Annotated in this window: 19 protein-coding genes; 4 read left to right on the forward strand and 15 right to left on the reverse strand. The window is 72.5% G+C overall.

What is annotated here, in order from left to right; all coding sequences use genetic code 11:
* Positions 1 to 76 precede the first annotated feature (76 nt).
* The 4 genes from ald to CFW40_RS07250 form a co-directional block, all read right to left on the reverse strand.
* Positions 77 to 1,192, reverse strand: coding sequence for an alanine dehydrogenase (gene ald / locus CFW40_RS07235; RefSeq protein ID WP_088801953.1), 1,116 nt, complete (start codon positions 1,190 to 1,192; stop codon positions 77 to 79).
* A gap of 168 nt (positions 1,193 to 1,360) precedes the next feature.
* Positions 1,361 to 3,508, reverse strand: a complete 2,148-nt coding sequence (locus tag CFW40_RS07240; RefSeq protein ID WP_256331559.1) for a tetratricopeptide repeat protein — start codon at positions 3,506 to 3,508, stop codon at positions 1,361 to 1,363.
* A 172-nt stretch (positions 3,509 to 3,680) separates the two neighbouring features.
* Entirely contained in the window at positions 3,681 to 4,307 is a 627-nt protein-coding gene (locus CFW40_RS07245; RefSeq protein ID WP_088797006.1) for an NUDIX hydrolase, read from the reverse strand.
* A gap of 96 nt (positions 4,308 to 4,403) precedes the next feature.
* On the reverse strand, positions 4,404 to 6,059 hold the full coding sequence (locus CFW40_RS07250) for a CTP synthase (RefSeq protein WP_088797007.1): 1,656 nt from the start codon (positions 6,057 to 6,059) through the stop codon (positions 4,404 to 4,406).
* 464 nt (positions 6,060 to 6,523) lie between these two features.
* Between CFW40_RS07250 and CFW40_RS07255 the strand changes: the two genes are divergently transcribed.
* Complete coding sequence (locus tag CFW40_RS07255; protein ID WP_088797008.1) at positions 6,524 to 8,335, forward strand: glycoside hydrolase family 15 protein; 1,812 nt, start codon at positions 6,524 to 6,526, stop codon at positions 8,333 to 8,335.
* An 89-nt stretch (positions 8,336 to 8,424) separates the two neighbouring features.
* On the opposite strand, the gene CFW40_RS07260 is transcribed toward CFW40_RS07255, so the two are convergent.
* Positions 8,425 to 9,636 carry a beta-1,3-glucanase family protein gene (locus CFW40_RS07260; RefSeq protein ID WP_088797009.1) on the reverse strand — a complete coding sequence of 404 codons (1,212 nt, stop codon included), beginning with the start codon at positions 9,634 to 9,636 and terminating at the stop codon, positions 8,425 to 8,427.
* 220 nt (positions 9,637 to 9,856) lie between these two features.
* Here CFW40_RS07260 and CFW40_RS07265 point away from each other — a divergent pair, with 220 nt between their 5' ends.
* Both CFW40_RS07265 and CFW40_RS07270 read left to right on the forward strand, forming a co-directional pair.
* Positions 9,857 to 11,011 (forward strand): LacI family DNA-binding transcriptional regulator, encoded by a 1,155-nt coding sequence (locus CFW40_RS07265; protein ID WP_088797010.1) that lies wholly within the window; start codon positions 9,857 to 9,859, stop codon positions 11,009 to 11,011.
* Positions 11,012 to 11,134: 123 nt separating this feature from the next.
* The gene (locus CFW40_RS07270) at positions 11,135 to 12,799 is read left to right on the forward strand and encodes a PucR family transcriptional regulator (RefSeq protein WP_088797011.1); all 1,665 of its coding nucleotides are present in this window, start codon (positions 11,135 to 11,137) and stop codon (positions 12,797 to 12,799) included.
* Between the two features lie 79 nt (positions 12,800 to 12,878).
* Here CFW40_RS07270 and CFW40_RS07275 read toward each other — a convergent pair whose 3' ends face one another.
* The 9 genes from CFW40_RS07275 to CFW40_RS07315 all read right to left on the reverse strand — a co-directional run bounded on the left by CFW40_RS07275 (position 12,879) and on the right by CFW40_RS07315 (position 24,445).
* Positions 12,879 to 14,042 (reverse strand): glycosyltransferase family 4 protein, encoded by a 1,164-nt coding sequence (locus CFW40_RS07275; protein WP_088797012.1) that lies wholly within the window; start codon positions 14,040 to 14,042, stop codon positions 12,879 to 12,881.
* Positions 14,043 to 14,509: 467 nt separating this feature from the next.
* A complete protein-coding gene (locus CFW40_RS07280; RefSeq protein WP_088797013.1) occupies positions 14,510 to 15,301 on the reverse strand; it encodes a hypothetical protein in 792 nt (263 codons plus the stop codon).
* A 57-nt stretch (positions 15,302 to 15,358) separates the two neighbouring features.
* Positions 15,359 to 16,582 carry an LCP family protein gene (locus CFW40_RS07285; protein ID WP_088797014.1) on the reverse strand — a complete coding sequence of 408 codons (1,224 nt, stop codon included), beginning with the start codon at positions 16,580 to 16,582 and terminating at the stop codon, positions 15,359 to 15,361.
* A 97-nt stretch (positions 16,583 to 16,679) separates the two neighbouring features.
* Entirely contained in the window at positions 16,680 to 18,776 is a 2,097-nt protein-coding gene (locus CFW40_RS07290; RefSeq protein WP_088797015.1) for a bifunctional polysaccharide deacetylase/glycosyltransferase family 2 protein, read from the reverse strand.
* A gap of 426 nt (positions 18,777 to 19,202) precedes the next feature.
* Complete coding sequence (recN, locus tag CFW40_RS07295) at positions 19,203 to 20,930, reverse strand: DNA repair protein RecN (protein WP_088797016.1); 1,728 nt, start codon at positions 20,928 to 20,930, stop codon at positions 19,203 to 19,205.
* Positions 20,931 to 21,302: 372 nt separating this feature from the next.
* Positions 21,303 to 22,040 carry a class I SAM-dependent methyltransferase gene (locus CFW40_RS07300; protein WP_088801955.1) on the reverse strand — a complete coding sequence of 246 codons (738 nt, stop codon included), beginning with the start codon at positions 22,038 to 22,040 and terminating at the stop codon, positions 21,303 to 21,305.
* Positions 22,041 to 22,327: 287 nt separating this feature from the next.
* A complete protein-coding gene (locus tag CFW40_RS07305; RefSeq protein WP_088797017.1) occupies positions 22,328 to 23,269 on the reverse strand; it encodes an NAD kinase in 942 nt (313 codons plus the stop codon).
* A complete protein-coding gene (locus CFW40_RS07310) occupies positions 23,266 to 24,081 on the reverse strand; it encodes a TlyA family RNA methyltransferase (protein WP_088797018.1) in 816 nt (271 codons plus the stop codon). The genes CFW40_RS07305 and CFW40_RS07310 overlap by 4 nt, the downstream gene beginning before the upstream one ends.
* Positions 24,082 to 24,088: 7 nt before the next feature.
* Positions 24,089 to 24,445, reverse strand: coding sequence for a hypothetical protein (locus tag CFW40_RS07315; protein ID WP_088797019.1), 357 nt, complete (start codon positions 24,443 to 24,445; stop codon positions 24,089 to 24,091).
* Between the two features lie 74 nt (positions 24,446 to 24,519).
* Here CFW40_RS07315 and CFW40_RS07320 point away from each other — a divergent pair, with 74 nt between their 5' ends.
* A complete protein-coding gene (locus CFW40_RS07320; protein WP_088797020.1) occupies positions 24,520 to 24,867 on the forward strand; it encodes an SCP2 sterol-binding domain-containing protein in 348 nt (115 codons plus the stop codon).
* Here the strand turns inward: CFW40_RS07320 and CFW40_RS07325 are convergent.
* Positions 24,851 to 25,825 carry an ABC transporter ATP-binding protein gene (locus CFW40_RS07325; protein WP_256331558.1) on the reverse strand — a complete coding sequence of 325 codons (975 nt, stop codon included), beginning with the start codon at positions 25,823 to 25,825 and terminating at the stop codon, positions 24,851 to 24,853. The genes CFW40_RS07320 and CFW40_RS07325 overlap by 17 nt on opposite strands.
* Positions 25,826 to 25,840: the final 15 nt, after the last annotated feature.

Below are 25,840 nucleotides of genomic sequence, written 5' to 3' on the forward strand. Positions count from 1 at the left end.
GCCACACATGCAACCGGCCGGGCCTTGTCGGCAAGGCCCGGCCGGTTATGCGGCGTTGACGCGCTTCGTTGACGTCTCAGCCGAGGAGCGTGCGCAGTTCGACGTGCTCCAGGCCGTGCGCCTCGGCGACGGGGCCGTAGACCACCTTGCCGTCGTGCGTGTTCAGACCCTTGGCCAGCGCCGGGTCACGGCGCAGCGCCTCGACCCAGCCGCGGTTCGCCAGCTCCACGATGTAAGGCAGCGTGGCGTTGGTGAGCGCGTGGGTGGAGGTGTTCGGCACCGCGCCGGGCATGTTGGCGACGCAGTAGAAGACCGAGTTGTGGACCGCGAAGGTCGGCTCGGCGTGCGTGGTGGGACGGGAGTCCTCGAAGCAGCCGCCCTGGTCGATCGCGATGTCGACAAGAACACTTCCGGGCTTCATCTTGGCGACGAGCTCGTTGGTGACCAGCTTCGGCGCCTTGGCGCCGGGGATCAGGACGGCACCGACGACGAGGTCGGCCTCGACGACGGCCTTCTCCAGCTCGTAGGCGTTGGAGACGATCGTCTGCACCTTGGTGCCGAAGATCTTGTCGGCCTCGCGGAGCTTGTTGATGTCCTTGTCGAGCAGGGTGACGTGGAAGCCGAGGCCCACGGCGATCTGCAGCGCGTTCCAGCCGGAGACGCCACCGCCGATGATGACGGCCTTGCCCGCGTGGACACCGGGGACACCGCCGGGCAGCACACCGCGGCCGCCGGCCTGGCGCATCAGGTGGTAGGCGCCGACCTGCGGGGCGATCCGGCCCGCGACCTCGGACATCGGGGCGAGCAGCGGCAGCTGGCGGCCGGCCGTCTCGACGGTCTCGTAGGCGATCGCGGTGGTGCCGGACTCCAGCAGCGCGTCGGTGCACTCCCGGGAGGCGGCCAGGTGCAGGTAGGTGAAGAGCGTCTGGTCCTTGCGGAGGCGGTGGTACTCCTCCGCGATCGGCTCCTTGACCTTCAGCAGCAGGTCAGCGGTGCCCCAGACCTCATCGGCGGTGTCCAGGATGGAGGCACCGGCGGAGACGTACTCCTCATTCGTGATGGAGGAGCCGGCGCCGGCGTCCTTCTCGATGAAGACCTGGTGGCCGTGGCGGACGAGTTCGTTCACTCCGGCGGGCGTGATAGCCACGCGGAACTCGTTGTTCTTGACCTCGCGGGGGATGCCGACCTTCACGTCGATCACGGTCCTTGAAAGAGAGGGTGCAGGAGGAATTATCCCCTCATGCGTTGCATGACGGAACTGACCGCGCCGAACGCGGCCCGGCCAGTCTATTGAAGGAGCTCTCGTTGTCTAGCCTTGCAAAGCATTAATTTCTGCGAGAAGCACCACCGATTTCGCAGGCTACTGGGAGTGATCTTCGAGAAGGCGCTCCCCCACGGCCCGATGGAGCCGTGCCGCTGCCGGGTCCCCGAGGCGTTCGAGGGTGTCCGCAATCCGTAGTTGCAGTGCCGCCTCCAGTCGTCCGTCGCCCGCTTTCCTGGCGATGCCGAGGGCTTCGAGACAGGTCCGCAGCGCCTCCTCGGGCCGCCCCGCGTACTCCTGCACCCGGGCCAGCTCACCGGTCGCCCGCGCCTGGCCGGCCACATCGCCGGTCCTGCGGTACGTGCCGACCGCCGCCCGCCAGGCCTTGAGCGCTTCGCCCCACCGGCCCGCATAGGTGTGCGCCCCGCCGATCCGGCCCTGCAGCCGCGCCGCATCCCCGCTCTCGCCGCGGGCCAGCCGCAGCTCCAGCGCCCGGCCGTACCAGTCGGCGGCCCGCTGCCAGTCACCCAGCGTGGTGTACGTACCGCCCAGCGACTCCAGCGCCCGGCCGGTCGCCACCGGGTCCTGCACCGAGCGGGCGGCCTCCAGCGCACCCCGGTAGCGGGTGAGTGCCTGGGCGGTGCGGCCCGCCTGCCCGTCCAGGTCCGCGAGGTTCAGCAGGGCGGCGGCCTTCTCCCGCGGCAGCCCACGCCGCTCGGCGACCTGGAGCACGAGGGTGTGCAGCGCATAGAGGTCCGGTGCGGCGGCCTCGGGGCCCTGGTGCGCGAGCAGCGTGCGGGTCAGCGCGGCCATCAACCGGCGGTCCAGCGTGTCGAGTTCACCGTCCGCGACGGCGATGGCGGCGGCGTCGAGCAGCGCACCGCGGCGGGTGTGCAGCCAGTGCGCGGCAGCGGCCTTCGAGGAGAAGCGCAGCGAGCGCGGCAGCCCGGCGACCTTGTGCCGCGCGGGGGAGTCGGCCGGCTCGGCCATCGCCCGGCAGGACTGGAGCAGCCGTACGGTCCGCTCCAGCATCCGGGCGCGGGCCAGCTGGATGTCGGCCGGGCGCTCGTGTTCCGGGAGCAGGTCGCGCGCCAGCGGCGCGAGGCAGCCGGGCAGGCGGTACTGCGGGCGCAGGGCCGGGTCGGGCGCACCGTCGCCGGCGGCGGCCCCGTCGTCCTCGGCGTCGGCCGGCCGCAGCAGGCCCAGCGCGGTGAAGTCGCCCAGCGTCGTGGCGGCCGACGCCACCGAGCAGCCGGCCAGGGCGGAGGCGGTATGGGCGTCCACGAGACCGGCCGGCGCCAGGGTGATCAGCCGCAGTATGCGGGCGGCGGGCGGCGGCAGGGCGTCATGGACGAGCCGGAAGGCGCGGTACAGCGGGCGGGCGCCGGTGGGCAGGGCCTCGGGCAGCGGGACGGCGTGCAGCGCCTGGTACAGATCGGCGACCGAGGACATGGGCCGGGCGGCGAGCCAGGCACCGGCCAGCACCAGCGCGGCGGGCTGGCCGCCGCACACCTCGGCGACGCTGTCGGCGGTGCGCGGGTCGACGGTGATCCGGGTCGGCCCGGCGTACCGGCTGAGCATGTCGACACCGGCCGCGCTGTCCAGGCCGCCCAGGGCGCACGGCCGGACGTCCGAGATGCCGGTCAGCGGCCCCTGCGAGACCACCACGACCAGGCAGCCGGGGGCGTCCGGGAGCAGCGGTTCGACCTGTTCGGCGCCCGGTGCGTCATCCAGGAAGAGCAGCGCGCGACGCCCGGCGAGGGCAGCGCGCAGCTGCTCGGTCAGCTCGTCCTCGGCGGCGCCCGGCGCGGCATCGAGGCCGAGCGCGGCCAGCAGCTCCCGCGCGGTGCGGCCGGTGTCGGCCGGTTCGCCGCCCGGCCCGGTCAGCGTGGCCCGCAGCACCCCGTCGGGATGGTCGTCCGCCAGCTCGTGCAGCAGCTCCTCGGCCAGGGCCGTCCGTCCGGAGCCGGGACGGCCGGCGATCAGCAGCACCCGGCTGCGGGCGCCCTTGCGGCCGGAGAGGGTGTCCAGGCCGGCCCGCGCGATATCGGCGTGCAGCGCCTTGAGCTCGCGGCGGCGGCCGGCGAAGGCGCCGGTGGCGGGGGTGGTGGCGGTCGCACGGGCGGCCTGGCGGGCGGCGGCGCCGTCTCTGCGGGCCCCCGGCGCCCGCTGTCCGGGTGCCGCCGTGGCAGACCCGTCCGCCATCTCCGGCGGGAGGTGCCCCCCGCCCACCGCCTGATCCGTCACCGGTCACGCTCCCGTCCACCTGCGCGTACGTGTCCGCCGCTGGGACGGAACGCTGCCGAGCGTAGTTCACGGGCCGTCACCTCCCCTGCAGAGCAGGGCGGTTGCGTCACCCGATCGGATCGGTGGATCATCCGACCGGCTCGTGGCGGGACGGGGCGGCGGGCGCGGCGGCTCAGGCCTCGAAGGGGCGGGCCGGCCACGGGGCACCGGCCGGCCGCAGCGCGTCCAGGCCCTCGCCGCCCTGGGCGGCGGTCAGCGCCAGCACCCCCACGACGAGGCAGTTGTTGTGCAGCTCACCGGCGAGGACGAGGCGGACCAGCTCGTCGTGCGGCACCCGGGCCAGCTCCATGTCGGCCTCCTCCTCGGAGACCTCGAACCGCTCTCCCTCGGCCTCGGACAGACCGCGGGCGAGGAAGATCCGTACGGCCTCGTCGCAGCCGCCGGGCGTGGTGTAGACATCGGTCAGCACCCGCCAGTCCGCGGCCTTGACGTGCGCCTCCTCGTACAGCTCGCGCTGCGCGGCGTGCAGCGGGTTCTCACCGGGGACGTCGAGCAGCCCCGCGGGGATCTCCCACAGTCGCTGGCGTACCGGGTGGCGGTACTGGCGCAGCACCAGCACCCGGCCCTCGTCGTCGAGGGCGAGGACGGCCACGGAACCGGGGTGGACCTGGTAGTCGCGGGTGACGGTGGAGCCGTCCGGCATGACGACCGTGTCGGTGCGCACGCTGGTCTTGTTCCCGGTGAACGGCGTCGTGGTCGCGGTGACCGTCCACTCCTCGGGGGTGTCCTTGATCGCCATGGCGCGTCCTCCTGTGTGTTGCCTGTGCCAACGCAGAAACCGGGGCACGACCTCGAAGAGGCCGTACCCCGGCAACCGTATCCGCCGCGGTGTTCCTTACTTCGCGGTGCCCGTCTTGCGCGCGACCGCGGCCTTCACCAGCCCGGCGAAGAGCGGGTGCGGGCGGGTCGGACGGGAGCGCAGCTCGGGGTGCGCCTGGGTGGCGACGAGGTAGGGGTGCACCTCGCGCGGGTACTCGACGTACTCGACGAGCTTGTTGTCCGGAGAGGTGCCGGAGAACTGCAGCCCGGCCTTCTTCTCCAGCTCACCGCGGTAGGCGTTGTTGACCTCGTAGCGGTGGCGGTGGCGCTCCTCGACGTAGGGCTGGTCGTCGTAGACCTCGCGGACGATGGAGCCCTCGGCGAGCTTGGCCGGGTACATACCCAGTCGCATCGTGCCGCCCATATCGCCCTCACCTGCGACGATGTCCATCTGCTCGGCCATCGTGGAGATCACCGGGTCGGCGGCGGCCGGGTCGAACTCGGTGGAGTTCGCGCCCTCGATACCGGCCAGGTTGCGGGCCGCCTCGATGACCACGCACTGCAGGCCCAGGCACAGGCCGAGCAGCGGGAGCTTGTGCTCCCGGGCGTAGGTGATCGCGCCGACCTTGCCGTCGACACCGCGGTCGCCGAAGCCGCCGGGGATGCAGACGGCGTCGCAGTCGTCGAGCTGCGCGGCGGCGCCGGCCGGGGTCTTGCAGTCGTCGGAGGTGACCCACTTCAGCTTCACGCGGGTCTTGTTCGCGAAACCGCCGGCCCGCAGCGCCTCGGTGACCGAGAGGTAGGCGTCGGGCAGGTCGATGTACTTGCCGACGAGTGCGACCTTGACCTCGTGGTCGGGGTTGTGGACCCGGTCGAGCAGGTCCTCCCACTGGGTCCAGTTCACGTCGCGGAACGGGAGGTCCAGCTTGCGTACGACGTAGGCGTCCAGGCCCTCGGTGTGCAGGACCTTGGGGATGTCGTAGATCGACGGGGCGTCGATCGCGGCGACGACCGCGGCCTCGTCGACGTCGCACATCAGGGAGATCTTGCGCTTGATGGCGGTCGGCACCTCGCGGTCGGCGCGCAGCACGATCGCGTCGGGCTGGATACCGATGTTGCGCAGCGCCGCGACCGAGTGCTGGGTCGGCTTGGTCTTCAGCTCACCGGAGGGGCCGATGTAGGGGAGCAGCGAGATGTGCACGACGAAGACGTTGTCCCGGCCGACCTCGTGGCGGACCTGGCGGACGGTCTCCAGGAACGGCAGCGACTCGATGTCGCCGACGGTGCCGCCGACCTCGGTGATGACGACGTCGACGTCCTCGGTCGCCATCCGCCGGATGCGGTGCTTGATCTCGTTGGTGATGTGCGGGATGACCTGCACGGTGTCACCGAGGTATTCGCCGCGCCGCTCCTTGGCGATCACGGTGTTGTAGACCTGGCCGGTGGTGACGTTCGCGCTGCCGTCGAGGTCGACGTCGAGGAAGCGCTCGTAGTGGCCGATGTCCAGGTCGGTCTCGGCGCCGTCGTTGGTGACGAAGACCTCACCGTGCTGGAACGGGTTCATCGTTCCCGGGTCGACGTTCAGGTACGGGTCGAGCTTCTGCATCGTGACCCGCAGGCCCCGCGCCTTGAGGAGAGCACCCAGGCTGGAGGCGGTGAGCCCCTTGCCCAGCGAGGAGGCGACGCCCCCGGTGACGAAGAGGTGCTTGGTCGTCGTGGATTTGGGCGGCATGGCCAAGAGGGAGCTCCCGTGGTCGCGAGGTGGAGAGGTGCGAAGCGGCGTGGGGCCTGGGATTCAGGTGCCGTCGCTGCGGTTCGGGGGTGCCGTGACTTCTGCCGTGACATCTATCTGCGTCCCACCGGTCCACGGGGTACCAGGCTATCAGCGACCGGGCATGGTCGTGTCCGGCCGCACAGGGAATCCGGCGGCGGCGGTTCCGGATGACGCTGTCACGTGACGGAGGCCACCCGTTTGGACCGCATTCACTCGTCGCGAGGGTCGCGCGGATCACCCACGTGCGTCGTATCCTGCTCGGACACTCGCGACGAGCCGCCCGGGAAGGCAGCACCCTCCCCCAGCTACCGCTGGACGGTGCCCCCAGCCCGATTTCCGGTCCCGCTGCTCGGCGACGTTTCATGGGCAGGACGGACAGATCACAACGTCCCATGGGGGGCGTGACTCCAGTTCGACGGGAGATGCACGTGGCCGGGCGCATCGAGGACTACGCACTTATCGGCGATATGCAGACCGCCGCTCTAGTGTGCAGGGACGGCACGGTCGACTGGCTGTGCCTGCCGCGCTTCGACTCCCCGGCGGTCTTTGCAGGGCTGCTGGGCACGGAGGAGCACGGATTCTGGCGGATGGGGCCGGTCAACGGCCCCGGGGGGCGGCCCGCGCCGGCCGACCGCCGGCGCTACCGGGGCGATTCGCTCGTCCTGGAATCGGAGTGGGACACCCCGCGCGGCACCGTCCGGGTGATCGACTTCATGCCGCCCCGTGACGGGGCGCCGCAGCTGATCCGCATCGTGGAGGGTGTCAGCGGCCGGGTCCCGATGCGCTCCGAGCTGCGGATGCGGTTCTCCTACGGCTGGGTCGTGCCCTGGGTGCACAAGATCGACGACCGTACGGTCGCGGTGGCGGGCCCCGATTCGGTGTGGCTGGACACCGAGGCGGAGACCTACGGCAAGGATCTGACGACGTTCTCCGACTTCACCGTTTCCCCGGGTGAGCGGATCGCGTTCACGATCAGCTGGGAGCCCTCCCACAAGCCGCCGCCGGCCGTGGCGGAGCCCGAGGCGTCGCTGGAGGCGACCGAGGAGTTCTGGCGCGAGTGGGTCGAGCACTGCACGTACCACGGCCCCTACCGCGACGCGGTGGTGCGCTCGTTGATCACGCTCAAGGCGCTGACGTACGCGCCGACCGGCGGGATCGTGGCGGCGCCGACGACCTCGCTGCCGGAGTGCATCGGCGGCGTGCGCAACTGGGACTACCGTTTCACCTGGCTGCGGGACGCGGCGATCACCCTGTCCTCCCTGCTGCGCACCGGCTACCGCGAAGAGGCGCGGGCCTGGCGGGAGTGGCTGCTGCGGGCGGTGGCCGGCGACCCGGAGAACCTGCAGATCATGTACGGCATCGCCGGTGAGCGCGAACTCGGCGAGAACGACCTCACCTGGCTTCCCGGGTACGAGAACTCCCGTCCGGTGCGGGTCGGCAACGGCGCCGCCGGACAGCTCCAGCTCGACGTCTACGGCGAGGTCACCGAGGCGCTGCACCTGGCGCACATGACGGGGCTCGCCCGCAACGACTACGCCTCGCTGCTCCAGCTCAAGCTGATCCAGTGGGTGGAGAAGCACTGGGACGAGCCGGACGAGGGGATCTGGGAGGTCCGCGGTCCGCGCCGGCACTTCGTGCACTCCAAGGTCATGACCTGGGTCGCGGTCGACCGCACGGTCAAGCTGATCGAGTCCGGGGACGTCGACGGGCCACTGGAGCGCTGGAAGGACCTGCGCGAGACGATCCACCGGGACGTCTGCGAGAACGGCTACGACAAGGAGCGCAACACCTTCACCCAGTCCTACGGCTCACAGGAGCTGGACGCCTCGCTGCTGCTGATCCCGCAGATGGGCTTCCTGCCACCGGACGACAAGCGCGTCATCGGCACGATCGAGGCGATCCAGCGGGAGCTGTCCACCGAGGACGGCTTCGTGCTGCGCTACCCGACGTCCGGTGCGGACGATCTCGGGGTGGACGGCCTGGAGGGTGAGGAGGGCGCCTTCCTCGCGTGCTCGTTCTGGCTCGCCGACGACCTCGCGATGATCGGCCGGGTCGACGAGGCCCGCAAGCTCTTCGAGAAGCTGCTCTCGCTCCGCAACGACCTGGGACTGCTCGCCGAGGAGTGGGACCCCAAGGCCAAGCGGCAGGTCGGCAACTTCCCGCAGGCGTTCAGCCATGTTCCGCTGATCGACACGGCGCTGCGGCTGACGGCCAGCGGGGCCTACGGAGGCTAGGGTCTCTCCCGGAGTTCTGTGGTGCCGTCCGGCTTTCGGGCGGCACCTTCTCTTTGTCAGATTCTCTTTGCCGGTTTCTTTGCCGGAAGTCAGAAGGGGGTCAGGGTGAGGGTGATCTCCTTCGGGGCGCCGTCCTCGAGGTAGGAGGCGAAGCCGGCGACGTCGTCGAAGGCGAAGCCGTAGGCCTTGCCGTCCCTCGTGGCGGCGTGCATGGCCTTGGCGTAGTGGTTGGTCAGGTGCTGCCGGTAGAAGGCGGCCGGATCGGTGGTGGGCTGCCGCGCCTGCGAGGCGAGGGTGGAGCGGTTGAGGGCGGCGCCCAGGACGGCGGCGACCGGGCCGCGGGTGCCGTCATCGGGGGCCGCGAGGGTGCCGTCGCAGAAGAGGACGTCGCGGGTGGACGGCTTGTCGAAGGAGACCGTCCCTCCGGGGGCGCCCCCACCCCGGCGCTCGATGCCTTGGGGGACGGTGAAGGAGAGCTTTCCGCCCCTGACCCGGCCGGTGAAGGTGCCCGCGTCGGTGGTGACGGTCAGGTCCTTGCCCGCGTAGACGGACCAGGCCTCGTCGATCGCCGGGGCGAGGTGGTCCGCGGCGAACAGCCCGCTGTCCAGGCCGTGGCCGGGGGCGATCACGCGCCGGTCGCCGATGACCAGGCGGCCGAAGCCCTCGGCGGCCCGGATGTCGGAGAAGACCGTGGCACGGGCGCCGTCCTTGAGCTCGCCGGTGGTCTGCTCCTTGGCGCCGGTGAGCTCGATCGCCAGCGGGACGCTGAACATGTCGACCATCGTGGTGTTGCAGAACATCCCGCCGGAGTTGTACGTGAACTCGGCGCAATCGTGGAGGACGTCGTAGTTGGGGTCGGAAGCGACCCAGCCCGCCGGATAGGCGAGCGCGGCCTTGCCGTTGCCGTCCTCGACCGCCTTGAACTTGAGCTTGCCGCCCAGCGCGGTGTAGATCCGGCCGGACATCTGCGGCAGCCGAAGGGTGGTGGTGCCGCTCGCGGCGAGCGGTATCGCGTAGTCGGTGTAGCCGTCCGCGCCGTTGTCGGCGAGCGCGACGGGCCGGAGGACGCCGTCCGGGGTGACGTGCACCTGCTGGGTGCCGTCGTTGCCGACGACGTAGAGCCAGACCGAGGAGTTGGCATAGGCGCCGGAGCGGTTGACCACGTGCAGAGGCATCGAGGCGGCGGTCCGGGCGGACGGCACAGGGGCGGGGGCGCCGAAGGCACGGGCGGCCGACGCGATTCCGGAGGCGGTGGCGGCACCGGCGGCGAGGCCGCCGAGCAGGCTGCGACGAGTGATCACGAGGCGGCTCCCTGCAGGGCGGGATCTTGCCGCCCTGCCGCCGCTCGTACACAGGACTTCCCGGGCCGATATCTCATGCTCATGACACTCTTTCCGGCAGTGGGGGGTGGGGAGTTCCTTGGGCCATCCAGCGTGAGAGCGCTCTCATATCGTGCGCAGTGAACCCTGCCGACTCGACGGGACACCGTCAAGTCATCGCGGGGAAAAAGGAGTTGGAGAAATGGAGAGAAGTGGAGAGGAGTGGAGGGTGGCCGATCCGAACGGTCCGGGGCCGCGCCCGACGCTGGAGGCGGTCGCCGCGCTCGCCGGGGTCTCCCGCGCCACGGTGTCCCGCGTGGTCAACGGCGGTGCGGGCGTACGGGCCGCGGTCCGCGAACGGGTTCACGAGGCGGTCGCCGCGCTGGGGTACGTACCGAACAGCGCGGCCCGCTCCCTGGTCACCCGCCGCACGGGAGCGGTCGCGGTGGTCATCGCCGAGCCCGAGGCCCGGGTCTTCAGCGACCCGTTCTTCGGACGCCAACTGCGGGGCATCGGCCGCGAACTGGCCGCGGCCGACACCCAGCTCCTGTTGATGCTCGTCGAGCGGCCCGCCGGCTACGGCCGCATCGGCCGCTATCTGTCGGCCGGGCATGTCGACGGCGCGCTGATGTTCTCGCTGCACCGCGACGACCCGCTGCCGGGCATGGCCGAGCGCGCCGGGCTGCCCACCGTCTACGGCGGCCGGCCCGGCTGGGCGGGCGCCGACCGCGACCCCCGGCCGCTGTACGTCGACACCGACAACCGCGACGGCGCCCGCCAGGCCGTACGCCACCTCCTCGGCCGCGGCCGCCGCCGGATCGCCGTGATCACCGGACCGCTCGACCAGACATCCGCGGTGGACCGGCTCGACGGCTACCGCGATGCGCTCGGCACACCGGAGCCGGACCCGCGGCTGATCGCGGACGGCGGCTTCACGGCGCTGGGCGGTGAGCGGGCCATGGGCAGGCTCCTCGATGCCGTACCGGACCTGGACGCCGTCTTCGTCTGCTCCGACCTGATGGCGAGCGGCGCGCTGCGCACGCTCCGCGCCCGCGGGCGGCGGGTGCCGGACGAGGTGGCAGTGGTCGGCTACGACGATCTGGAGCCGGCGGCCTGGGCGGACCCACCGCTGACCACGGTGCGGCAGGACGTGGAGGAGATGGGGCAGCTGATGGCTCGGTTGCTGCTGAGGCTGCTGGATCCGCGGAAGTCCGCGGGGGTGGATGGTGCAGACGGAGCGGACGGGCCGGAGGGCGCTGACGGGGCGCCGGGCGGGGGGCACGGACCCGGGGCCGGTCCGGCGGAGCTCGCGCCGGTGATCACCAAGGCGCGGCTGGTGGTGCGGGAGTCGGCATGAGGGCGGCGGTGGGCGCGGTCCTCGCCGGGACCGTGCCCCTGCCCCGCTCTGCCCCGTGCGGCGCGGCACCGCCGTCCGGACCGCGCTGCTCCGCACCACGGAATACGGGTACCGTTCCAGGTCATGGGGCCGGAAGCGAAGATCGAAGCCGAGATCACGGTGCGCAGGGCACTGGAGCTGCCCGCGCTGCGACGCGGTCTGCCGGAGGTCCTGGCAGGCGAGGACCGGCTGGACCGTCCGGTGCGCTGGGTGCACGCGGGCGAGGTGCCGCATATCGCCTCGCTGCTCAAGGGCGGCGAGCTGCTGCTGACCACCGGGCTCGGACTGGGGGCCCGGCCGTCCGAACAGCGCGCCTTCATCCGTAAGCTCGCGGACCGCGAGATCGCCGCTCTCGTCGTGGAGCTGGGCTCCCGTTTCGCGTCCCTGCCGGCCGCGCTGGTCGACGCCGCGCGGGACTGCGGACTGCCGCTGATCCAGCTGCACCGCGAGGTCCCGTACGTCACGGTCACCGAAGCGATCCACACCGAGATCATCAACAGCCACTATGCGCTGCTGCGGCGCGCCGACGAGGTCCTGCGACGCTGCACGGATGTGCTGCTGCGGGGCGGCGGCGCTCCCGAGGTGCTGCGGCTGCTGGCCGTCTTCACCGGCAACCCGCTCTGCCTGGAGGCCCCCGACGGCAGCCCGCTCTACGCGGCGGGGCCGGACGCCGACGAGGGCCCGGCGGACGCCGACCCGCTGCTGGCCTGGGAGGGCCTGCGCGACACCGGCGTACGCATCGACGTTCCCGGATGGGGGTCCCCCCGCTCGAGCGGAGCCGAGAGTGGGGGAGGCCCCGGCCCGGACGCGGTCCGCGCCCGGCTCGTCCTGCTGCCCGTCAACGCGCCCTTGGCGCCGGTGCACCGGATCGCCGCCGAGCGCGCGGCCGACCTGCTGGCCGTCGTCATGCTCCAGTCCCGCCAGGAGGAAGTGCTCGCCGCCCGTGGCCGCGGCGACTTCCTCGCCGACCTGGCGGAGGGCCGGATCTCCGCCGCCGAGGCGCCCGGCCAGGCCCGTCTGCTGGGCTTCCGCCCCGGCACGGACCCCGTGCTCCCGGTGGTGATGCGGCTGCCCGCCGGCCTCCCCTCCCCCGGCAGCTGGGCGCTGCTCGCCCAGGCGCTGCGCGAGGAACTTGCCGCCCTCGGAGTGCCCGTGCTCCTCGGCGTACGCCCCGTGGAGGGCCGGGTCCCGATGCTCATCGCGCTGCGCGCGGGCCAGGACCGCGATGCGCTCGCCGACCGGATCGCCGACGCGCTGCGCGCCGGAGTCGTCCGCACCGGCCTGGACCGGCCGGCCGCACACCGTCCGGTGGTCGTGGTCGGCACACCGGGCGACTGGGCGGCGGCGGGCCCCGGCCTGCGGCATGTCACGGAGGCGGCGGCCGCGGCCCAGGGGCTGCCGGAAGCGCCCTGGTACGACGCGCGCCGCCTGGACATCGAGCTGCTGCTGTGGCGGATGCGTGAGCACGGCGAGCAGGGGGTGCTCAGCGACTTCGTGGAGCGCGCCATCGGGCCGCTGCTCGCCCACGACCGTGGTGCCCGTCAGCCGCTGCTGCCGACGCTGGAGGCCTATCTGGCCAGCGCGGGCCGCAAGGCGGAAACGGCCCGCGACCTGAATGTGAACCGGCAGACGCTGTACGACCGGCTGGCCCGTATCGCTCAGCTGCTGGGCACGGACCTGGACGATCCGCAGACGGTCCTGGGCCTGCGCCTGGCCCTGCGCGCCAGGCGCCATACGGACACGCCGTAACGGGCGGCGGGCCCGGACACATCCGGCGGCGCCCGGCCGTGCCCGGCCGCCGCGATACCTCGATGCCGCGACGCCTCGGCTACGCCGGCTGATTCGGCTGGGTCAGTTCGTCGTAGACGCTGAGGACCTGGGTGACGGTGTCGTTCTCGCTGGGCCAGCCGGCGGCTTGGGTACGGCCCGCCGCGACGAGTGCCTCCCGCCGCACCGGGTCGGCGAGGAGCGCGAGCACCGTACGGGCCAGGGCGGCGGCATCGCCGTAAGGCACCAGTTCCGCGGCGCGGCCGACCAGTTCGCGGGTGCCTCCGGTGTCGGTGGCGACCAGCGGCACCCCGGCGCGCAGCGCCTCCTGGGCGATCAGCGAGCGGGCCTCCCACCTGCTGGGCAGCACCACCAGGTCGGCGGCGGCGAGGAGTTCGGGCACATCGTCGCGGCGCCCGAGCAACTGGACCGGCAACTGCTCGGCGTCGATCCGCCGCTGCAGTGCCGCCCGCTGCTCGCCCTCCCCCGCGATGGCGACCAGCGGCTGCGGGTCGAGCGCGCACCAGGCATGCGCCGCGTCCAACAGGAGGTCATGCCCCTGGCTCGGGTCGAGACGGCCGACCGCGAGCAGCAACGGGCGGTCCACCGCGCCCAGTTCGGCCCGCTCCTTGCGGAACATCCGGTCGTGGTTCCCGGGCTCGTCCGGAGCGCCGGCCGACCGGGGGCGGGGAATCGCGACCGGCGCGAGCCGTGCATCACGCGCGCCCCGCTCACGCGCCCGGTCCACCAGGTCGGAGCACACCCCCAGCACGACGGCCGCCGCCCGCGCCACCCTCCGCTCCATCAGATGCGTCAGCCCGGCCCGCGCGCCCTCGATGTGGGCCTTGGTGTGCCAGGTGATGACCAGGGGGACCCGCCGCCCGCCCCGGGGGCCGCGCAGTCCGCGCAACGCCATCGAGGCACGCAGTCCGGCCCGCAGACCGTGCGCATGCACGAGGTCGGCATCCCAGCAGGCGCTGCGCAGCGAGGCCACGCTCGCCGGATCCGTGCGCGGAGGGACATGCACGAACCGCGCGCCCGCGCCGGTGAAGTCGTAGGCCTCCTCGGATTCCGGGGTGGCGCAGACGGTCACCCGCACCCCGCGGGCGACGAGCCCTTCGGCCAGCGAGCGGACGTGCGCGGCGCTGCCGGCGCTGCCGTGCCCCAGCACCTGGACCGTGCGCAGCGGCGACAGCCCGTGCGCCGAGGTCGGGGTGCTGATCACGTGGTCGGGGCTCCTGGGTCGGGGGCGGGACGGGCCGTACCGGCGAGTCGGTCCGTGTGCTGCGGGGTGCCGCGACGCGGACGAGCGGCCGCCCGCCTGTCCGGCGGACGGGCAGGACGGGTCGAGCACGCCCGACAGGACGGGCGAGCACACCCGCGCCTGCGCACCGCGCCCAGGATGCCAGCCCGGCGATGTCAATTCGGCACCGTCAGCCCGCCGTTCCGGTGGGAAGTCTCACCCCGGCACCCACCAGATCACCCACATGGGCGACAAACTGCCCGCGCGGATTAACGGCTCGTTCGAGTGAGTCCGCTTCCCGTAGTGCGCCTGCGCCACGGCAAGGGGCGCGTACGCCGTCGGCCGGAGCGCATGGGGTGTGGCCGGATCGGCGAGCTGACGGAGGTGGTGGCGCTCGGGAGGTCCGGGGGCTCCGGCCCCTCCTCCCCGGCGGCCCCTCCCCCGCGGACTCAGACCGCCGCTGCCGCCCGGCTGACGCGGTCCCCCGCGGCCGCGGCGGCGACCAGCGCCGCGGCGTGTGCGGCCAGTCCCCGGCGGCCGTTGCCCGTGACGATGGCGAGGCCGAGCGCCGCGCCGAGGGCGTGCGCCCCGGAGTCCCCGATCATCGTGCGCTCCCCGAGGTCATCGCCGATGACGGCCGCCGCGGCCCCCATGGGCGCCGCCGACAGCGGACCCGCCGGACCGCGGCGCAGCAGTCCGGGCGCTCCGATGGCCAAGACGGCGCCGGCCGCCCGGCCCGGCCGGACGTCCAGGAGGTTCACCAGGTGGGCCGAGCCCGCGATCACCACACCGGCCAGGAGCTTGTCGGCCGGACGTTCCTTGAGGAGGGCCCCCGCCGCGAGCCCCGCGGCGCCGATCCCGAACAGCTTCACGGCGCCGCTGGTGACTTCCTTGTCCCGGAGTGCCGAAAGATGCGCCCGGAATCCTCGGCGGGGGTCCTCCGCGCCGAACACGTCGTCGTACGCCCCGCAGCCCCCGGCGGCCAGTACTGCCAGCGCCGTGGCGGCCCGGGTCCGGGCGGGCAGCCCCGGTGCGGTGGCGGCGGCGAGCGCGGTACCGGTGGCCGTGGCGAGCCCGGCGTGCAGATCGACGATCCGGCCGGCGTAGTTCTTCCGCTCCCACCGGGCGGCACCACCCGGCGGCCGCTTCCGGAGTGCCGTATACGCGGCCCTGCTCACCCCTGCCGCCCCCAGGAGGACCGAGATCCGCCCCCGCACCCTGGTACCTGCCACCGCCACCATGCCGCTCCCCTCCGCCCGGCACCGTGCCGCGCTCAACTGCCGTCACCCTAGAGCGCTTCACCCGTTACCCGGCGGACGGGACGGCCCCTGCCGGCCCTTCGCCCCGGCCGTCACCGGCTGATCGTCGTGCAGTGCCGCGAAGAGCTTCTTCGCCCGCGGTACGTCCCACTTCACCGCACTGCCCTTGGGGGTCTTGAAGCTGAGGCTGGAGACGGGCACACGGACGCGGGCGCCGTTGCCGGCCGAAACGCTCTTCATCGCTTCGAAGAGCGAGGTGAGGTTCCACAGGCTCATGCTCTTGTCGACGATGAGCGTGTCGAGGCCCGCGTTCATGGTGGGGTAGATCTTGGACGGGTTGAGCAGGGTGCCGGGGGTGGCCGCCTTGCGGGAGAGTGCGGCCAGGAATTTCTGCTGGTTCCGGCTGCGGCCGAGGTCGCCCTGGGCCTCTTGGTGGCGCTGGCGGACGAACGCGAGCGCGGCGCGGCCGTCGAGCCTGTGGCAGCCCTTGGTGAGGTTTTCGCCGGACTTTTCGTCCTTGACGGCCTTGTCCAGGCACATCGGCACTCCGCCGACCGCGTCCACGATGCCGACGAAGCCCGCGAAGCCGATCTCCGTGTAATGCCCGATCTGCAGGCCCGTGTTGTGCTCGATGGTCCGTACGAGCAGTTCGGGGCCGCCACGGGAGAACGCCGCGTTCAGCTTGTCCTTCGACGCGGCGTAGTGCTTGCCGGTCTCGGGGCGGGTGTAGGGCGGGATGGTCACCCAGGAGTCGCGGGGCAGGCTCATCATGGTGGTGCCGTGGGCGCCGGTGTGCAGCAGGATCATCGAGTCGGTGCGGCGGCCCGCGTCGGCCGAGCCGCCGGTGTGCAGGTCCTTGAGCTGCTTTCCGGACAGGCCCTGGCGGCTGTCGGAGCCCACGATCAGATAGTTGACACCCTTGCCCGGCGCCGGCCGGTCGGCGAGCTTGCCGAGGTCGACGTCGCGCTCCAGCTTGGTGTCGGCCCAGGTGTAGGTGCCGACGGAGGCGAGCAGGGTCACGGCGATCAGGAGGCCCGAGAGCCGCAGGATGCGGCGGCGCCAGGTGGGGCGGGTGGCCGCGGGCCGGGTGCTCCTGCGTACGGGCCCACCGCGCCTGCCGTACGGGCCGGGCAGCCGTGGCTCGGTGACCGGCTGCGGTGGAGACGGGTCGTGCTGCCGCACCCGCCCCGCGGCGGGATGCCCCGGCTGCCCCGCACCACCGTAACGGTGGGCGTCAGGAACCCCGGGCGGCCAGTCACTCATGGGCGGACAGTCTGCATGCTCACGTGACCTTCACCAAATATTCCGCCATTCCGCACCACCGGAATGGCATCCAGAGGGGAGAAAGCGGACTCTGCGGTCACCTCGACTTCAGCCTCCGGTACGCTACCGGCTGCCCGAGCTGCTGTGCGGCCGTGCCCGAGCGGTGCATCCGGTGCCACTTCAGGCGGGTGCCGAGCAGGAAGGCCACCACGGACTGGATCACGACGAGATACATCAGCTGCCGGTAGACCAGGAGCTGGAACGGCATTGCCCACAGCGACCGCAGCTTCTCCCCGTCCAGTCGCAGCGCATATCCGGCACAGAGCAACTGCACGAGCAGGAAGCCGCACCAGACGCCGGCCGACTGCCAGGGACCGAGGAAGAGCAGCCCGTACAGCGCGAAGACGTCGACGACCGGCGCGAACAGCGGCAGCGCGACCTGGAACAGGACGAGGTAGCTCAGTCCGCGGCGGCCGGAGCGCCCGGCCGGACCCCTCTGCACGACGACCCCTCTGTGCTTCCACATCGCCTGGATCGTGCCGTAGCACCAGCGGTAGCGCTGCCGCCACAGCTGCCGCAGCGAGGTGGGCACCTCGGTCCAGGCGATCGCGGACTCCTCGTACAGCACCCGCCAGCCCGCCTGCCACAGGGCCATCGTCAGGTCGGTGTCCTCGGCGAGGGTGTCCTCGCTGACGCCGCCGACGCCCATCAGCGCATCCCGGCGGAAGGCCCCGATGGCTCCGGGGACCGTCGGCATGCACTCCAGCACCTCGAACATCCGCCGGTCGAGGTTGAACCCGAAGACATACTCCAGGTGCTGCCACCTGCCCAGCAGGCGACGGCGGTTGCCGACCTTGGTGTTGCCGCTGACCGCCCCCACCGCCGGGTGGGCGAGCGGCTGGATGAGGTGGTGGATGGCGTCCGGTTCGAAGACGGTGTCGGCGTCGACCATGACCACGATCTCGTACCGCGCATGGGCCAGTCCCGTATTGAGGGCGGCCGCCTTGCCCGCATTGGCCTGGCGGATCACCCGCACCCGCGGATCGCCGATCCGGGCCGCGATGTCCGCCGTACCGTCCGACGACCCGTCGTCGATCACGATGATCTGCAGCTGCCGGTGGGTCGAGGCGAGCAGCGAACGGAGGGTGGACTCGATACCCGCCGCTTCGTTGTACGCGGGGACCAGCACCGTCACCGGGTCGGTGACCTCCCGCAGCACGGTCGATCCGGGACGGATGCGGGTCAGCCGCCGGACGTGGGTACGGGCGAAGAACACCAGCATCGCCAGCCGCAGCAGCCCCAGTCCGCCCGCAACGGCGAGCACCCAGGCCATCGCGCTGATGAAGGCGTGTCCCAGGGCCTTGGCCCAGATCAGGGCCGTACCCGACCAGCGCTCGACACCGGAGGCCGGCTCGTCGGGCGAGGGCTGCCCGACCCCCGCCGTCACGGTGGTGAACCTGTCGGCCTTCGGGTTGTCGAGCAGTTCCTTGGTGCCCAGGTACGCGAGATCGTTCTGGCCGAACTGCCGGATCACGCCCTGCGACGGATTGCGGAACCACCGGTCGGCGGCGACCAGGGTGTACCCCTCCGCGCCGGCCTTCCGGGCGGCCTTCCATTCGGCGCCGCACATGGTGTCCACCCCGGTGGTCTGCGGCAGCCGCAGCAGCTTGGTGTGGAGGCCCGCGCTGCCGGCCAGCACCTTCTGCGTGAGCGACTGCTCCAGTGAAGCGCGCAACGGCGAGGAGGCGCCCATGGCGGCGCCGGTGTAGGTGTTCGAGCCGATCTCATGGCCCTCGTCCCTGATCCGCCGCACCAGGTCCGGGTACTGGGCCGCCTGCGCGCCGCGGAGGAAGAACGTGGCGTGGGCGTGGTACTTGCGCAGCAGGTCGAGCAGCCGGGGTGTCCATACGGGGTCGGGCCCGCCGTCGTAGGTGAGCGCCACCGTACGGGCCGGCACCGCGGACGAGACCGCCTTGCCGTCATGGAACCGGAGCACCGGACCGCCCTTGTCCACGGACCTGGGCACGGGGCTGGTGCAGGCCTTGCGCGTCTTCGCGGCGTCCACCTCATGGGTGGTCCAGCCCTCGAAGAGCAGGGCGCCGAACATCACCGGGAGGATCAGGAGCAGCAACAGCCAGTGCCCGCGCGGGTCGCGGGACCGCCGGTGCCGGGCCCGGTTCGCGCGGCGTCTCACACGGCCCCCGGGGTGCGGCAGACCGATGTCGAGGGGGTGCGGCCACGGACGGCGGAGGTCCGGTACGGGGCGACTGTGACGGTAGCGAGCGGGTTTCGCGCGCCCTCCGCGCGCCCGGCGGATACGTCGGCCAACGGTCGGCCGTCGCGTATCTTGTGCCGGTTTGCATACCGTCTGGGCCCGTACATGGTGGGCGAGTGTAGTCACGGCCGAAGGGGGCTACGCCGCGAAGATCATCGCGCCCGGTCCGCCGCAGGGGGCTCCTGACCAGCGCAAACGGCGGCGCGGAGAGAGCGGGCGGCGGACGCCGCGGCGGCCGCGCCGTGAGCGATGCCACTCGGCGGGCCGGGCGTCGGCTCAGCGGCCGGCACCGGCCTCGGTCACGGAGAGGCCCTACCGGAGGATGCCTCTTCGGGGAGACACCCCCTAGTTCCCCGTGCGCGCCGTTTCCAGCAGTTCCTCGGCGTGCGCGCGGGCCGTTTCGGAGTCCTCCTGGCCGGCCAGCATCCGGGAGAGCTCGCGGACCCGCTCCTCACCCTCCAGGACCGTGACACCGCTCCTGGTGACCGACCCGTCGTCCGTCTTCGCCACGAGCAGCTGGCGGTCCGCGAAGGCCGCGACCTGCGGGAGGTGCGTGACGACCACGACTTGCGCCGACTTCGCGAGCCTGGCCAACCTCCTGCCGACCTCGACGGCCGCCTTGCCGCCGACGCCCGCGTCGACCTCGTCGAAGAGGTAGGTCGGTACGGGGTCGGAACCGGCGAAGACCACCTCGACGGCGAGCATCACCCGGGAGAGCTCACCGCCGGACGCCCCCTTGGCGATCGGCCGGGGCGGTGCGCCCGGGTGCGGGGCCAGCAGAAGTTCGACCTCGTCGGCACCGGCCGGCCCGTAGGCGACGGTGCGGCCGCCGACCTCGATGCCGTCGGCGTCCTCGGCAACCTCGGTCTGGCGGATCTCGACGGTCACCCGGGCGTGCGGCATCGCGAGTTCGGCGAGCTCGGCGGTGACCGCGTCGGCGAAGCGCTTCGCCGACGCCGTGCGGGCATCGGTCAATGTTTGCGCCAGTTCGCCCAGTTCCGCGCGCAATGCGTCCCGCTCGGCGGCCAGTTCGCCGATCCGGTCGTCGTCGCCGTCCAGTTCGGCGAGCCGGGCGGCACTCTCCTCGGACCAGGCCAGCACGGCCGCGATGTCCTGGCCGTACTTGCGGGTCAGATGGTTCAGGGCGGCGCGGCGTTCCTCGACCGCGGCGAGCCGCAACGGGTCGGCGTCCAGACCGTCCGCGTAACTGGCCAACTCACCCGCCACGTCCGCCATCAGGATGCCGATCTCACCGAGCCGTTCGGCGAGCGCGGAAAGTTCCTGGTCGTGACTGCGTACGGCCTCCAGCGCACGGTGGGCGCCGGCGACCAGGGTCGTGGCGTCGACGCCCTCGGGGTCCTCGGGGTTGCCGGCCAGCGCGGCGTGCGCGGCACTCGCCGCGGAGGCCAGCGCCTCGGCGTGGCCGAGCCGCTCGGCTTCGGCGGCGAGGTCGGTGTCCTCCCCGGGCTGCGGCTCGGCCTCCGCGATCTCATCGAGGCCGAAGCGCAGCAGGTCGGCCTCCTGTGAACGCTCACGGGCCTGCGTCGTCAGCTCGTCCAGCTCGGCGGCGACGCCGCGCAGCCGGCGGTGGGCGGCGGTGTACTTGGCGAGCGGGACGGCGACCGTGTCCCCGGCGTAGCGGTCCAGCGCCTGGCGTTGGCGGGCCGGCCGCAGCAGGCCCTGCTGGTCGGTCTGGCCGTGCACGGCGACCAGGTCGTCGGCCAACTCCGCCAGCAGGCCGACCGGTACGGAGCGGCCGCCGACATGGGCGCGCGAACGACCCTCGGCGGAGAGCGTGCGGCTGATCAGCAGCGCGCCGTCGTCCAGCTCCGCGCCGGCCTCCTCCGCCCGTACGGCAGCGGGAGCCCGGGGGCCGACGCCGATCCTGCCCTCCACGACCGCCGACTTGGCGCCGATCCGCACCAGCGCGGGGTCGGCGCGGCCGCCGAGCAGCAGGCCGAGGCTGGTGACGACCATGGTCTTGCCCGCGCCCGTCTCGCCGGTCACCGCCGTGAAGCCGGGGGACAGCTCGACAACGGCGTCGTCAATGACACCCAGGGACCGGATCCGCATCTCCTCCAACACGGATACGACCTTACGAGGTCCGGGGGCCGCCCCGCGACGGCCTCCCCTCACTCCTGCCGCCCGCCCCGCGGAAACTCTCCGGGCAAAGCGGGGGAAATCCCCAAGGCGCGCGCTCACGCTCCGCCGCCGGGCGGGTCACAGAACGGAACGAAAGGTGCGCTCATGACGAGAGCGGCGGCGCAGGGGGCGCTGCATGGCCGGCGTCCCGCCCTCACTGGCACGGGGTCCGCCCTCACTGGCACAGGGCCCGCCCTCACTGGCACAGGGCCCGCATTCACCGGGACGGGGCGCGCATTCACCGGGACGGGGCGCGCATTCGCCTCGACGAGGGGCCGCCCGGAGCCGGGCGCCCGGTGCCGGTTACGACCGGACCGGGCGGCGCCACAAGGCCGTCCACAGGAACGGTTCGCCGAAGCACGCCGACTCCGGTCCCTCGTCGTGCATGCGGCGCAGTTCCACCTCCGACAGACCGGAGAAGATCCAGCGCAGGGACTCCGGGGTGTAGGCGAGGCCGCCGTGGAGGCGGGCCTGGCGGTAGAAGTCGGTGTCACCGAGTTCGGAGCCCATCCCGCCCGCCGCGAAACAGGTGAGGGCGAGATGCCCGCCGGGTGCCAGGGCCCGGTCGAGGAGGGCGAGGTAGCTGATGCGGCGGTGCGGCGGCAGGTGATGGAAGCAGCCGGAGTCGTAGATCAGGTCGTACGGGCCGGCCAGCTCGGTGTCCGCAAGGGCGAAGGCGTCGCCGCACAGGAACCTGACGTCGGCCCCCGCTTCGCGGGCCCGGCCCTCGGCCCAGGCGAGGGCGGCCGGCGAGAGGTCCACGGCGTCCACCGCGAAGCCCGCGGAGGCGAGGTGCAGTGTGTTGCGGCCCGGGCCGCACCCGAGGTCGAGGGCGCGTCCCGGGCTGATCAGTCCGCGTGCGAGGTAGGAGACCAGGCTTTCGTCGGGCTTCGCCACGAAGAACGGCACCGGCTTGGAGCGGTCCGCGTAGAAGCCGTCCCACCAAGAGGCCCCAGAGGCCGTCCAGCGGTCGGCCTCCGGCGCGAACAGGCCGTCCAGGAGCTTGAGTACGTCCTCCACGCTGCGGATGTTCCGGTCCATGCGCTCCCCCTTCGTCATCCCCGTCCCCTGCCCTTTCCGCCCCGTTTTCCCCTTTCGCAGATCATAGGACCGGATGTCACCAGGGGCCGGATCCAGAGGTGTGGCCGGGTGCCGTGACGGGCCGTGTGAGCGGTGCGGGCGAAGGCGGGAAGGGTGCCGGGCACGGCCGGGGGCGAAGTACCGCCCAGGTCCCCGGCAAGGGGCGACACGGGGGCATTCCCCGCCGCGCCGCCCCCTGTTTCTCAGGTGAAGAGCCGTCTCTCAGGTGAAGACCCCGCCGGCAGTCCCTAGTGCGGTGCTCCCCGCCACCCCGCCACCGGGAGGGCGAACTTGGCGACCAGACGGTCCGTGAAGGAGGCATGATGCAGGCGGGCCAGGCGTACGGGCACGGCGCCGCGGCGGACCTCGACCCGGGCGCCGGCCGGGAGTTCGATGCTGCGGCGGCCGTCGCACCACAGAACGCCGTGCGGGGTCTTGGGCTGTACCTCGACCGCCAGGACGGAGCGCGGCGAGGTGACCAGCGGCTTGGCGAACAGGGCATGAGCGCTGATCGGGACCATCAGCAGGGCCTCGACCTCGGGCCAGACCACCGGGCCGCCGGCCGAGAAGGCATAGGCGGTGGAGCCGGTCGGCGTCGCACAGACCACCCCGTCGCCGCCGAAGCGCGAGACGGGCCGGCCGTCCACCTCGGTCACGACCTCCAGCATCCGCTCCCGGGCGGCCTTCTCCACCGACGCCTCGTTCAGGGCCCAATCGGTGTGGACGACACTGCCGTTGTTGCGGACGAGGACATCGAGCGTCATCCGCTCCTCGACCTCGTACGCGCGGGTGACGACCCGGTCGACGACCTTGTCGAGGTCATCGCGTTCGGCCTCCGCGAGGAAGCCGACCCGGCCGAGGTTGACGCCGAGCATCGGGACACCGGACGTCCTGGAGAAGTCCGCACCGCGCAGCAGCGTGCCGTCCCCGCCCAGGACCACCAGCAGTTCGCAGCCCTCGGCCGCGCACTGCTCCGACTCGACGCGCTCGACCGACGGCGGCAGCGGCAGATCCGCGGCCTCCTCCGCCAGCACCCGCACACCGATGCCGCAGCGCAGCAGCCCCTGGACGACGAGCTCGGCGCTGCGGATGGCCGCGGGGCGGCCGGTGTGGGCGAGCAGGAAGACCGTCCGCCCGGCTCCGGTGTTCCCGTGTGCTGCGCTGCCTTCAACTGCCTGGGTAGTGGTCAACGAGGCCCCTCCGCCACTGCACGGTCGACATCCGCCGGGTCGAGTGCAGGCGCCCCGGCGCGGAGCCACAGAAAGTACTCGACATTCCCCGACGGTCCCGGCAGCGGGCTCGCAGTTACGCCAAGTACGCCAAATTCCAGCTCCGCGGCGCGCTGCGCGACGGCTCGTACCGCGTCGGCGCGCAGCTCCGCGCTGCGCACCACCCCGCCGCTGCCCAGCCGCTCCTTGCCGACCTCGAACTGCGGCTTGACCATCAGCACCAGGTCCGCGTCGGGCGCCGCACAGCGGGCCAGCGCCGGCAGGACGAGCCCCAGCGGAATGAACGAGAGGTCGCCGACGATGAGATCGACGGGCTGTGAGTCGATCTGTTCGAGGGTCAGCTCGCGCACGTTGGTGCGGTCCTTCACGGTGACCCGCTCATCGCTCTGCAGCGACCAGGCGAGCTGTCCGTATCCGACGTCGACGGCCACGACGTGACCGGCACCGGCCCGCAGCAGGACATCGGTGAAGCCGCCGGTCGAGGCGCCCGCGTCCAGCGCCCGCCGGCCCTCGACCTTCAGGCCGAGCGGTACGAAGGCGGCGAGGGCTCCGGCGAGCTTGTGCCCGCCGCGCGAGACATAGTCCGGATCGCTCTCGTCCTCGCGTACGACCACGGCCGCGCTGGTCTCCACCTGAGTGGCCGGCTTGGTTGCGGTCGCGCCGCCGACGGTCACCCGGCCCGCGGCGATCAGCTGGCTCGCGTGCTCACGGGAACGGGCCAGCTTGCGACGCACCAGCTCCGCGTCGAGTCGGCGTCGTGCCACTCCTGCCACCTGTGGTTCAGCTCCTGTTGTCGTGCGACGTGTCGTGCGTCGTCGGGGAAGGGGCGGGCGGCCCGGGGTGCTGGTCGAGACCGGCCAGCACGTCGCGCAGCCCACGGTGCACATCCTCGTACACCCGCAGGTGTCCGCTCGCCGGGAGGTGGTCGGCATCGGCGAGGCGGCGCAGCGTGGAGTCGACCGCGGCCTGACCGGTCGGCGTCGTCCCCACCCCGAGCGGCTGCGGCTCGGCATCACCGGCCGGCGCAGCTCCCCCTGCGCCCCCGTGGCCCTCCTGCTGTTCCCCGGACGGCACGGGCTCCGGCTGCGCGGCTTGTGCGGGCGCCTCCGGCTCCGGTCCGGGCATCGGCTCTTCCATGCCCCCGACGCTACCTTGGCGAAGGCTGACAAGGACGAACGAGCCGTCCCCGACCTGGCGTATCGTCGCTCACGATGGCAACCCTTGACCAGTGCCGCGCCGCTCTCGACCGGCTGGCCCAGAATCTGTCCTCGGCGGACGGCAACGTCCGGCGCGCGGCCGCGTTCGACCGTTCGCTCAGCTGCCGCATCACGGACCTCGATGTGACCTTCCTCGGGCGGCTGTCCGACGGCTCCATCCAGGAGGTGACCCATGTCCCCGGCCCGCCTCCGCACAAAGCCGAGATCCGGCTGTCCATGGCCGGTGACGATCTGGTCGCCCTGGTGGACGGGAAGCTGAACTTCGCCAAGGCCTGGGGCAGCGGTCGCGTCAAGCTGGAGGCCGGCCTGCGCGACCTGCTGCGCCTCAGGACGCTGCTGTAGTCGCCGTCTCGCCCTTCGCCTTCCCGGCGGCCGGGTTTCCGGCGGCCGGGTTTCCGTCGGCCGGGTTTCCGGCGGCTGGAGCCCCGCCCGTGGCGTTCCCGTCGGCCCGGCCCCCGTCCTGCTCCGTGTGCGGCGTCCGCGCCGGCTCCCGGCCCGCTCCGCTCTTGCCGTTACGGGGCTTGCGCGCGGCCGGGACGACCAGCGGGGTGCCGGTCTCCGGGTCCTCGATGATCTGGCAGCTGAGCCCGAAGACCCGTTCCACCAGCTCCGCCGTGACGATGTCGCCCGGCGCGCCCTCGGCGAGGACCGCGCCGTCCTTCATGGCGATCAGATGGGTCGCGTAACGGGCCGCGTGGTTGAGGTCGTGCAGCACCGCGACCAGCGTCCGCCCCTGCTCCTCGTGCAGCTCGGCGCACAGATCCAGGACCTCGATCTGGTGCTGGATGTCCAGGTAGGTAGTCGGCTCGTCGAGCAGGAACAACGGCGTCTGCTGGGCGAGCGCCATCGCGATCCACACCCGCTGCCGCTGCCCGCCGGACAGTTCGTCGACATAGCGGTCGGCCAGCTCGCCGACCCCGGTGGCCGCCATCGACTCCTGAACGATCCGCTCGTCGTCGGCCGACCACTGCCGCAGCAGCCCCTGGTGCGGATAGCGGCCACGGGCCACCAGGTCCGCCACGGTGATCCCGTCCGGGGCGATCGAGGACTGCGGCAGCAGCCCGAGCGTCCTGGCGACCTTCTTGGCCGGCAGGGAGGAAATCGCGGAGCCGTCCAGCAGCACCGATCCCGTGGCCGGCTTGAGCATCCGCGAGAGCGCGCGCAGCAGCGTGGACTTACCGCAGGCGTTCGGGCCGACGATGACCGTGAAGGAGTGGTCGGGGATGGCCACCGAGAGGTTCTCGGCGATGACTCGCTGGTCGTAGGCGAGGGTGACCTTCTCAGCCGTAAGACGGCTCACTTCGGAACTCCTGAG

Source organism: Streptomyces sp. 2114.4 (genome assembly GCF_900187385.1).
GTDB lineage: Bacteria > Actinomycetota > Actinomycetes > Streptomycetales > Streptomycetaceae > Streptomyces > Streptomyces mooreae.

What these genes read in the sequence shown, in the direction of transcription:
- CFW40_RS07245 (WP_088797006.1), bottom strand. Translation starts at nt 4,307, where the DNA reads ATGGCGATCAAGGACACCCCCGAGGAGTGGACGGTCACCGCGACCACG.
- CFW40_RS07265 (WP_088797010.1), top strand. Translation starts at nt 9,857, where the DNA reads ATGGAGAGAAGTGGAGAGGAGTGGAGGGTGGCCGATCCGAACGGTCCG.
- CFW40_RS07270 (WP_088797011.1), top strand. Translation starts at nt 11,135, where the DNA reads ATGGGGCCGGAAGCGAAGATCGAAGCCGAGATCACGGTGCGCAGGGCA.
- recN (WP_088797016.1), bottom strand. Translation starts at nt 20,930, where the DNA reads ATGCGGATCCGGTCCCTGGGTGTCATTGACGACGCCGTTGTCGAGCTG.
- CFW40_RS07250 (WP_088797007.1), bottom strand. Translation starts at nt 6,059, where the DNA reads ATGCCGCCCAAATCCACGACGACCAAGCACCTCTTCGTCACCGGGGGC.
- CFW40_RS07255 (WP_088797008.1), top strand. Translation starts at nt 6,524, where the DNA reads ATGCACGTGGCCGGGCGCATCGAGGACTACGCACTTATCGGCGATATG.
- CFW40_RS07285 (WP_088797014.1), bottom strand. Translation starts at nt 16,582, where the DNA reads ATGAGTGACTGGCCGCCCGGGGTTCCTGACGCCCACCGTTACGGTGGT.
- CFW40_RS07315 (WP_088797019.1), bottom strand. Translation starts at nt 24,445, where the DNA reads ATGGAAGAGCCGATGCCCGGACCGGAGCCGGAGGCGCCCGCACAAGCC.
- CFW40_RS07280 (WP_088797013.1), bottom strand. Translation starts at nt 15,301, where the DNA reads ATGGTGGCGGTGGCAGGTACCAGGGTGCGGGGGCGGATCTCGGTCCTC.
- CFW40_RS07300 (WP_088801955.1), bottom strand. Translation starts at nt 22,040, where the DNA reads ATGGACCGGAACATCCGCAGCGTGGAGGACGTACTCAAGCTCCTGGAC.
- CFW40_RS07320 (WP_088797020.1), top strand. Translation starts at nt 24,520, where the DNA reads ATGGCAACCCTTGACCAGTGCCGCGCCGCTCTCGACCGGCTGGCCCAG.